This window comes from uncultured Oscillibacter sp. (assembly GCF_900544955.1).
In the GTDB taxonomy this organism is placed as follows: domain Bacteria; phylum Bacillota; class Clostridia; order Oscillospirales; family Oscillospiraceae; genus Oscillibacter.
Genome location: NZ_UQXD01000064.1, coordinates 1 through 9,000 on the forward strand (window position 1 = coordinate 1; position 9,000 = coordinate 9,000).

Sequence of the window (9,000 nt, forward strand, 5' to 3'; positions counted from 1 at the left end):
GCCAGGTTCCCCGGCTCGCCGAAGTGCATCTTGATGGCCACGTACTTGCCCTCCATGTCGATGTCGCCGAAGCCAGCGGTCATCATCAGCCGGGCCAGCTTCTGGGGCAGGTTCTCCCGCCAGGTGGGGCAGCGGAAGTCCGCAAAATAGACCTTTGCCTGTTCACTCATATGTTCTTTACTCCTTTTATTGTTCCCCCGCGTCTCCCCCCGATACGGGGAAGAGGCGGGCTGAAGGGGCGCCCGGGGGGCGCCCCTCTGTTCTTTTGCACGCGGCGAAGACGCCGGGACGGCCTCTCCCGGCGCTACTCCTCCATATCCACGCTGATGTGGTCCGTGCCGTGCTGGTCAAACTCCGAGAGGTAGGCGTCGATGCGCTCCATCAGGGCGCCGTAGTTCTCCCGGGTCAGAGGCTCGCCGTCCATATCCCGCAGGGCCAGCTCCTCCGCCAGAATCTCGTAGAACACCACGTCCTCGTAGTTTTCAATGGCCTCGTGGATGCCGCCGTCGGCAAAGGCCCGGGAGGGGATGACCTCCCCCCGATACAGCTCCGCCAGCTTGCTCATGCGGTGGCGGGGGCAGTGGGAGAAAATCAGGCTCTCCACCTGGTCATACTCCCGGATGCGGTCGTCCTCCCGGGTGGAGTTCATCACCCAGTTTCCGATGTACACCAGGTCCAGCAGATACCGGAACTGTTGTTCCGTCAATTCGATATGCATTGGGCAACACCTCCCAGATGGTTGATACGATATGATTATAGCAAAGGAAGCGGGGAAATGCCATATAAAAAAGCGGGTAAAAAGACTAAAATCTGTCTTGCGGGGAGAGACACCGCATAGTATAATATATAATTCAGATGCGAAAATGTACCTCGGGACGGCTCGCCGGCCCGGAAGGAGTTTGGAAGAGCTATGGATATGCGACCCATCGGCGTGTTTGACTCGGGCCTGGGGGGATTGACGGCGGTGCGGGCCCTGCGGCGGATTCTGCCGAAGGAGGAGCTGATCTACTTTGGGGACACCGCCCGGGTGCCCTACGGCGGCCGCTCCAAGGAGACGCTGCTGAAATACGCCCGGCAGGACGTGCGGTTCCTGCGCTCCTTTGACCTCAAGGCCCTGGTCATCGCCTGCGGCACCGTGTCCACCACCTCCCTGGGCACCCTTCAGGCGGAAAACGACCTGCCCATCGTGGGGGTGGTGGAGCCCACCTGCCGCCGCTGCCTGGAGGTGACCCGGACGAAGCGGGTGGGGATCATCGCCACCCTGGCCTCCATCCGCTCCGGCGCCTACGAGGCCACGCTCCGGCGGCTGGATGCGTCGGTGGAGGTGATCGGCAGGGCCTGCCCGCTGTTTGTGCCCCTGGTGGAAAACGGCCGCATCCACAAAGGGGACGTAGTCATCGAGACGGTGGCCCGGGAGTATCTGGAGCCCCTGCGGGTCGCGGGCATCGACACGCTGATCCTGGGCTGCACCCACTACCCCCTGCTGACGGAGATCATCGGGGAGATCATGGGCCCCGGGGTAACGCTGGTCTCCGCCGGGGAGGAGTCCGCCTTTGAGCTGAGGCGGCTGCTGCGCTGCGGCGGGCTGGAGGCGGAGGAGAACCGGCGGGGCGGGGCGTCCTTTTACGTCAGCGACCGGCCGGAGGATTTTGAGCGCATCGCGTCGGTGTTCCTGGGGGAGGACCTGCGCCATGCGGCACGGAGGATCGACATTGACCAGTATTGAGAGCGAAAAGCTGCCCGTTCTGCTGTCCATCCGGGGCGAGCAGTATTTTGACGACATCGAGCCCGACGCCACGGAGCTGATGACCGACGGCACCCTGGAACTCACCGGGGACGGCCTGGTGCTGACCTACCGGGAGACGGAGCTGACGGGGATGGAGGGGACCACCACCGCCTTTCAGGTGCAGGGCCACCGGGTGATTCTCACCCGGACGGGAAAAGTGAACTCCCGGATGGTGTTTGAGGAGGGGCGCCAGCACACCTCCCTGTACGAGACCCCCTTCGGGGAGCTGACGGTGGACATCCGCACCAGCACCCTCCGCCACAACCTGACGGAGCGGGGCGGGCTGATGGAAATCCGGTACTCCATCGCCGTCGAGCACACCGTCACCGGCCGGAACTGCTTTAAAATCCGGGTGCGGCGGAAACACTGAGACAAGACCATCTCAACGAAAGAGGTAGTAACGATATGATCAACATGATCCAGAATGCAAAAGACCAGGCGGCGGCCCTGGCCATGGCCGCCTACCGCGCCGCCGTGGCGGACGGCGCCCTGCCGGAGGCGGAGGTGAAGACCGCCCCGGTGGAGATTCCCAAGGACGCCGCCAACGGCGACTTCACCACCACCTTCGCCCTGGCCTGCTCCAAGGCCCTGCGCCAGCCCCCCCGGGCCATCGCCCAGGCGCTGCTGGACCACATGGACCTGGCGGGGAGCTACTTCACCTCCGCCGAGATCGCCGGCCCCGGCTTTTTGAACTTCCGCCTGGGGGCGGACTGGTACCGGGGGGTGATGGAGGCGGTGGAGTCCGAGGGCCCGGCTTACGGCACCTCCGGCCATCTGGCGGGACAGAAGGTCATGGTGGAGTTCGTCTCCGCCAACCCCACCGGCCCCATGCACATGGGCAACGCCCGGGGCGGCGTGCTGGGCGACACCCTGGCCGCCGTGCTGGCGGCCTGCGGCGCCGAGGTGACCCGGGAGTTCTACGTCAACGACGCCGGCCACCAGATCGACAAATTCGCCCACTCCATCGAGGCCCGGTACCTCCAGCTGATCCACGGCGAGGACGCGGTGCCCTTCCCGGAGGACGGCTACCAGGGCGGGGACATCCGGGACCTGGCCCAGGCCTATTATGACCGGCACGGGGACGCCCTCTCCCATGCGCCGGAGGCGGAGCGCCAGGAGACCCTGGCCCGGTTCGGCCTGGAGGTGAACCTGCCCAAGATGAAGGCGGACCTCCAGCGCTACAAGATCAACTACGACAACTGGTTCTACGAGTCCGCCCTCCACGAGAGCGGATACGTGGCCAAGACGGCGGAGCTGCTGACCCAGGGGGGCTGGACCTATGAGAAGGACGGCGCCCTGTGGCTGAAAACCGCCGAGATCATGCGGGGGAACCTGCTCAAGGCGGGCAAGAAGGAGAAGGACATCGAAAAGCTGGACCTGAAGGACGACGTTCTGCGCCGGGCCAACGGCTTTTACACCTACTTCGCCGCCGACATCGCCTATCACCGCAACAAATTCGCCGTCCGGGGCTTTGACAAGGTCATCAACATCTGGGGCGCCGACCATCACGGCCACGTGGCCCGGCTGAAGGGCGCCCTGGACGCCCTGGGCCTGGACGGAAGCAGCCGGCTGGACATCGTGCTGATGCAGCTGGTGAAGCTGCTGCGGGACGGCGAGGTGGTGCGGATGAGCAAGCGCACCGGCAAGGCCATCAGCCTCTCCGACCTGCTGGACGAGATTCCCGTGGACGCCGCCCGCTGGTTCTTCAACGCCAAGCCCGACACCCAGATGGAGTTCGACCTGGGCCTGGCGGTGCGGGAGGACGCAGAAAACCCCATCTACTATGTGGAGTACGCCCACGCCCGGATCTGCTCGCTGCTGCGGGCCCTGGCGGAGGAGGGCGCGGCCGTCCCCACCCAGGCGGCGGTGGATATCTCCCTCCTCTCCGGAGAGGCGGAGCAGGCCCTGCTCAAGCAGATCGCCCAGTTCGGCGAGGAGATCAAGCTGGCGGCCCGGGACTACGACCCCAGCCACATCAACCGCTATCTCCAGGAGCTGGCGGCCTGCTTCCACCGGTTCTACAACGCCTGCCGCATCAAGGGTGAGGAGCCGGCGCTCCTCACCGCCCGGCTGAAGCTGGCGGACGACACCCGCATCGTGCTGCAAAACGGCCTCCGGCTCATCGGCGTGGACGCCCCGGAGAAGATGTGACGCGCAGGGAGGCCCCGACCGGGCCTCCCTTTTGCAGAAATGCGGGACCGCGGCGGGGGCCTCCGGCGATCCCCGCCGGGGCAGGCCGCGGGAGCCGTGCCCGGCCTTACAGGGCTTCCTTCCCCTCGCCTCCCTGGCTATTGCAGGGGCCGTGCTTTCCACCATATCCGGCGGGGACGCCATGCCCGCCGGAGGGGCCCCACGCCCACCGGGAACGCCGTCCGGCAATCGGCATACGGACCGGCCTGTGCGCCCGCCGGTTCCCGGACGGCCGGCTTGCCCGGTCTTTTTCAAAGGCCAGTGCCGGGCAGGGCTGCCGTCAGCCCCTGCTTTCAAGGGACTCCGGCCCCCTACCCCCTTGACAAACCGCCGCTGCGGGGGTATTCTGACAACTACCAATCGACAATTTGGAGGCTGCAATGGAGCAGACAATCCCCACATCCCTCCGGCAGACGGCCCTCCGGGCCGCCTTCCCCGTGACCGTCCCGGTGCTGACGGGATACTTGTGCCTGGGCATGGCCTTCGGCGTTTTGATGAAAACCAGCGGCTACGGCGTGGGCTGGACGGCGCTGATGAGCCTCATGTGCTTTGCGGGCAGCATGCAGTTTGTGGCCATCACCCTGCTGACCACCGCCTTCGACCCGGTGCAGGCCTTTTTGCTGTCCGTCATGGTCAACGCCCGGCACATCTTTTATGGGCTGTCCGTGCTGGAGAAGTACCGGGGCCTGGGGAAGGTCCGGGCCTACCTCATCTTCGCCCTGACGGACGAGACCTTCTCCCTGGTCTCCGCTGTGGAGCCACCGCCCCGGGTGGAGCGGAGGGACTTCTACTTCTGGGTCTCGTTTCTGGACTACTGCTACTGGGTGGTGGGCTCGGTGGCGGGCAGCCTGCTGGGCGGCCTGCTCACCTTTGACACCACCGGCATGGACTTCGCCCTGACGGCGCTGTTTGTGGTGCTGTTTATGGAGCAGTGGAAAAAGCGGGAGAACCACGCCGCCGGCCTCATCGGCATCGCCTGCGCCGCCGTCAGCCTGACGGTGATGGGGCCGGACAATCTGGTGATCCCCGCCATGGTGCTGATCCTGGCGGTGCTTCTGGGAGGGAGGAGACGGCTGTGCACCTGACGGCGTTTCAAACCCTTGCCATCATCCTGGCGGTGACCGCCGGGACCCAGCTCACCCGGTGGCTCCCCTTCTGGCTGTTCCCGGAGAACAAGGAGCCCCCGGCGGTGGTGACGTATCTGGGAAGGGTGCTGCCCGCGGCCATGATGGGCCTTCTGGTGGTGTACTGCCTGAAAGGGGTCTCCTGGCTCTCCGCCCCCCACGGGGCGCCGGAGCTGCTGGCCATTGCCGCGGTGGCGGCGCTGCACCGGTGGAAGGGCAACGTGCTGCTGTCCATCGCGGGGGGCACCGTTTTGTACATGCTCCTGGTCCAACTGGTGTTCGCCTGAGCGCCGGGGACAGCGCGCATAAATTTTCCAAACCCGCACAGACTGGAACCGCGGCCCTGGGGCCGCGGTTCTTTTTGTCTGGAAGGGAGCGCAGCGGAATGCGGAAACGGCTGTTTTATTGGGAACTGGCGGGCTTTTTGTTTACGGCGGCCCTGGGGGCGCTGCTGCGCAGCACCTACGGCTGGGGCGGCGGCACCTTTGCGGCGGCCTTTTCCGCCGTCAACGGCTCCGTCTGGGAGCACATGAAGCTGCTCTTCTTCCCCATGTTCCTCTTCTCCGTTCTCCAGACCTGGGCCATGGGCCGGAACTACCCGGACTTTCTGGCGGTGCGGGCCGCCGCCGTCCTGGCGGGGGCGGCGCTGTACCCCGTGCTGTTCTATACCTACACCGGCGTGCTGGGCTACCGGCTGCCCTGGGCGGACGCCGCGGTGTTCCTCCTGGCGGACCTGGGGGCCTTCCTGCTGGATTTCCGCCTCCTGGGCCGGGGGCGGCTGTCCCAGCCCTGGCAGCAGGTGGTGGGGCTGCTGGCGCTGTGGGCCGTGGCTTTTTTGTTCGTCTGGTGCACCTTCCGCCCGCCTCACCTGGCCCTCTGGCGGGACATGGCGGCGGGGGTCTGGGGCATTCCCTGAGCCGTCCGCCCCGTTCACAGCTATTTTACAATCCCCCCGCCTTGACCGCACCGGTCCGGCGGGGGTATAATATTTTATTATTGGCCTGAAGGAGGTCCTTTTATGGAGACAAGTCCCCGCAGGAGCGTGGCGCCGTTTTACGCGGTGGCGGCGCTGTGGCTGGCCGGCGGCGTGCTGCTGCCCCTGTATGAGCCGCTGTATATCGGGCTGCTGGCGGCGGTGTCCGCGGCGGTGTTTTTCGGCGTGAACGCCCTGTGCCGCGGCGCGGCCCAGGACCAGCCAGCGCCGGCGGCCCAGGCCCCCAAGGAGGAGGGCACCGGCGACCCGGCGCTGGACAAGATGCTCAAGGACGGGCGGCTGGCCATCGCGGAGATGAAGCGGCTGGACGACAATATTGCGGACCCGGGCATCTCCGCCGACATCGTGCGGCTGGAGCAGGTGTCCCAGAAGATTTTCGAGGAGGTGCGGCAGGACCCCAAGAAGCTGCCCCAAATCCAGCGCTTCATGGACTACTACCTGCCCACCACGCTGAAGCTCCTGAACTCCTATGACCGGATGAGCGGCGCCGGGGTTTCCGGCGAGAACATCAACGCCACCATGGCCAAGGTGGAGGCCATGATGCGCACCGTGGTGGCGGCCTTTGAAAAGCAGCTGGACAGCCTGTACGGCGCCGAGGCCCTGGACATCTCCACGGACATCACCGTGCTGGAGAACATGATGGCCCGGGAGGGCCTGGCGGGAGAGCAGCTGAAGGCGGAGACGGCGCCCCGGGACGGGACGGACGTGCGCCTGGAGCTGTAAGACCCAACACAATAAACGGAGGAAGAGACTATGGACGAGAACAAACTGCCCGAGCTGACCCTGACCCCGGACGCCGTCGCGGCGGACATCCCCCAGCTGACCCTGGACGCCGCCGCGCCCGCCGCGCCGGAGGCGGCGCCCCCCCAGCCGGAGGCGGAGCCGGTCCAGATGGACGAAAACCTGCTCAGCGAGGCCGAGAAGCAGGCGGTGGCGGATTTCTCCAAGAAGATCGACCTGGCGGACTCCAACATGATCCTTCAGTACGGCGCCGCCGCCCAGAAAAATGTGGCGGGCTTTTCGGAGAACGCCCTCTCCTCCGTCCGCACCAAGGACCTGGGCGAGGTGGGCAAGTCCCTGTCCGAGCTGGTGGTGGAGCTGAAGGGCTTCGGTGAGGAAGAGGAGAAGAAGGGCCTGTTCGGCTTTTTGAAAAAGGGCGGCAACAAGCTGGAGGCCATGAAAGCCCAGTACGCCAAGGTGGAGACCAATGTGGACAAGATCGCCCGGGAGCTGGAGCAGCACCAGGTGACGCTCCTCAAGGACGTAGCCATGTTTGACCAGATGTATGAGCTGAACCTGAAATACTACAAGGAGCTGACCATGTACATCCTGGCGGGCAAGCGGAAGCTGGCGGACGTCCGGGCGGGCGAGCTGCCCGCGCTGAAGGCCAAGGCGGAGGCCTCCGGCACCCAGGAGGACGCCCAGGCCTACAACGACCTGGTGCAGCGGTGCGAGCGGTTTGAAAAGAAGCTCCACGACCTGGAGCTGACCCGGGTGATCTCCGTCCAGATGGGCCCCCAGACCCGGCTGCTTCAAAACAACGACACGCTGATGGTGGAGAAAATCCAGTCCTCCCTGGTGAATACCATCCCCCTGTGGAAGAGCCAGATGGTGCTGGCCCTGGGGCTGGAGCACAGCCGCCAGGCCACCGCCGCCCAGAGCGCCGTGACGGAGATGACCAACGAATTGCTGAAGAAAAACGCGGACATGCTGAAAATGGGCACCGTCCAGACCGCCAAGGAGGCGGAGCGGAGCATTGTGGACATCGAGACCCTCCAGCACACCAACCAGCAGCTGATCTCCACCCTGGACGAGGTGCTGACCATCCAGCGGGAGGGCGCGCAGAAGCGCAAGGCCGCCGAGGTGGAGCTGGGGCGGATCGAAGGCGAGCTGAAACAGAAGCTGATGGAGCTGCATAACTGAGAGAATGGCCGCCTTCGGCGGAGGTAGGGGAATCCGCGCCAGAGGCGCGGCCATCTCCTATCCCTGTTAAAAACCAACATAAAAGGATTTGCCTATGAAAGTATTCCAAAAACGCCCGGTGGCGGCGCTGATCATGGTCCTGGCCATTGCGGCGGGCATTCTGCTGGGCCAGGCCCGCCGCCCGGCGGACACCGCCGAACCCTCCACCGCCGTGGTGGGCACCTATACCTACGTGTACGACAACGCCCACGTGCTGAGCGACGCCACCATGGCCCATATCGACGCCATGAACGCCTCCCTCTTCGCCCAGACCGGCGCCCAAATCCTGGTGGTGACGGTGGACACCACCGGTGGGCAGGACATCCTGTCCTATGCCACGGACCTGGGCAATCAGTATGGCGTGGGCTCCAGGGAGCGGAACAACGGCCTGGTCCTGGTTCTGGCCCTGGACGACATTTCCCAGAGCGGCCTGCAGGGCGATTACGGCACTTCCTACGGCGACGGGCTGTACGACTACGGCGAGACGCTGAACAGCCTGCTCTACGCCAACATGGAGGCGGACTTCGCCGCCGGAAACTACGACGCCGGTGTGGAAAAGGCTTTTGACGCCTTTATCGGCTGGTTTGCGGAGTTCTACGATGTCACCATCCGGGAGAACTACATTCCCGCCGTCCGGGAGACCTACTCCGCCGGGGACGGCTACTACACGGAGACCAGCGGCTATCTGGCCCCCTCCTTCGGCTGGGTGGCAATGGAGCTGGCGGTGCTGCTGATCGTGCTGCTGGCGGTGTGGGTGGCTCTGGACCGGGTGCGCTACACCCGCTACCGCAGGCGCTATATGATGCCCGGCATGGGCATTCCCACGGTGCGCTACTATCCCATCTTCTGGGGACGGCCCCGGTGGCGCCGCCCGCCGCCTCCGCCCAGAGGCCCCCGGCCCCCCAGAGGCGGCGGACCGGGAGCGGGTCCCCGCCCGCCCCGGG

10 protein-coding genes and 1 pseudogene are annotated in these 9,000 nt (G+C 65.5%); 9 read left to right on the plus strand and 2 right to left on the minus strand.

Going from position 1 to position 9,000, the window contains the following annotated elements; all coding sequences use genetic code 11:
• Both QZS21_RS11140 and QZS21_RS11145 read right to left on the minus strand, forming a co-directional pair.
• Positions 1 to 170: pseudogene (locus QZS21_RS11140) on the minus strand (4Fe-4S ferredoxin); the annotation flags it as partial.
• Positions 171 to 304: 134 nt separating this feature from the next.
• On the minus strand, positions 305 to 718 hold the full coding sequence (locus QZS21_RS11145; protein ID WP_295583389.1) for a hypothetical protein: 414 nt from the start codon (positions 716 to 718) through the stop codon (positions 305 to 307).
• 192 nt (positions 719 to 910) lie between these two features.
• Between QZS21_RS11145 and murI the strand changes: the two genes are divergently transcribed.
• From murI to QZS21_RS11190, 9 genes are all read left to right on the plus strand, one after another.
• Positions 911 to 1,726, plus strand: a complete 816-nt coding sequence (gene murI / locus QZS21_RS11150) for a glutamate racemase (protein WP_295583391.1) — start codon at positions 911 to 913, stop codon at positions 1,724 to 1,726.
• Positions 1,713 to 2,156 carry a DUF1934 domain-containing protein gene (locus tag QZS21_RS11155; RefSeq protein WP_295583392.1) on the plus strand — a complete coding sequence of 148 codons (444 nt, stop codon included), beginning with the start codon at positions 1,713 to 1,715 and terminating at the stop codon, positions 2,154 to 2,156. The genes murI and QZS21_RS11155 overlap by 14 nt, the downstream gene beginning before the upstream one ends.
• 35 nt (positions 2,157 to 2,191) lie before the next feature.
• The gene (argS, locus tag QZS21_RS11160; protein ID WP_295583393.1) at positions 2,192 to 3,937 is read left to right on the plus strand and encodes an arginine--tRNA ligase; all 1,746 of its coding nucleotides are present in this window, start codon (positions 2,192 to 2,194) and stop codon (positions 3,935 to 3,937) included.
• Positions 3,938 to 4,356: 419 nt separating this feature from the next.
• Positions 4,357 to 5,061, plus strand: a complete 705-nt coding sequence (locus QZS21_RS11165; protein WP_295583395.1) for an AzlC family ABC transporter permease — start codon at positions 4,357 to 4,359, stop codon at positions 5,059 to 5,061.
• Complete coding sequence (locus QZS21_RS11170) at positions 5,052 to 5,387, plus strand: branched-chain amino acid transporter permease (RefSeq protein WP_295583397.1); 336 nt, start codon at positions 5,052 to 5,054, stop codon at positions 5,385 to 5,387. Before QZS21_RS11165 ends, QZS21_RS11170 begins: the two co-directional genes overlap by 10 nt.
• Positions 5,388 to 5,485: 98 nt before the next feature.
• The gene (locus QZS21_RS11175) at positions 5,486 to 6,016 is read left to right on the plus strand and encodes a DUF6512 family protein (RefSeq protein WP_295583399.1); all 531 of its coding nucleotides are present in this window, start codon (positions 5,486 to 5,488) and stop codon (positions 6,014 to 6,016) included.
• Between the two features lie 102 nt (positions 6,017 to 6,118).
• The gene (locus QZS21_RS11180) at positions 6,119 to 6,817 is read left to right on the plus strand and encodes a 5-bromo-4-chloroindolyl phosphate hydrolysis family protein (protein ID WP_295583401.1); all 699 of its coding nucleotides are present in this window, start codon (positions 6,119 to 6,121) and stop codon (positions 6,815 to 6,817) included.
• Between the two features lie 30 nt (positions 6,818 to 6,847).
• A complete protein-coding gene (locus QZS21_RS11185; RefSeq protein WP_295583402.1) occupies positions 6,848 to 8,017 on the plus strand; it encodes a toxic anion resistance protein in 1,170 nt (389 codons plus the stop codon).
• A gap of 94 nt (positions 8,018 to 8,111) precedes the next feature.
• A partial coding sequence (locus QZS21_RS11190) for a YgcG family protein (protein WP_295583404.1) occupies positions 8,112 to 9,000 on the plus strand: 889 nt, incomplete at its 3' end.

Excerpts from the sequence above, each read along its gene's own strand:
- QZS21_RS11145 (WP_295583389.1), bottom strand. The coding sequence starts at position 718 with ATGCATATCGAATTGACGGAACAACAGTTCCGGTATCTGCTGGACCTG.
- murI (WP_295583391.1), top strand. The coding sequence starts at position 911 with ATGGATATGCGACCCATCGGCGTGTTTGACTCGGGCCTGGGGGGATTG.
- argS (WP_295583393.1), top strand. The coding sequence starts at position 2,192 with ATGATCAACATGATCCAGAATGCAAAAGACCAGGCGGCGGCCCTGGCC.
- QZS21_RS11165 (WP_295583395.1), top strand. The coding sequence starts at position 4,357 with ATGGAGCAGACAATCCCCACATCCCTCCGGCAGACGGCCCTCCGGGCC.
- QZS21_RS11175 (WP_295583399.1), top strand. The coding sequence starts at position 5,486 with ATGCGGAAACGGCTGTTTTATTGGGAACTGGCGGGCTTTTTGTTTACG.
- QZS21_RS11180 (WP_295583401.1), top strand. The coding sequence starts at position 6,119 with ATGGAGACAAGTCCCCGCAGGAGCGTGGCGCCGTTTTACGCGGTGGCG.
- QZS21_RS11185 (WP_295583402.1), top strand. The coding sequence starts at position 6,848 with ATGGACGAGAACAAACTGCCCGAGCTGACCCTGACCCCGGACGCCGTC.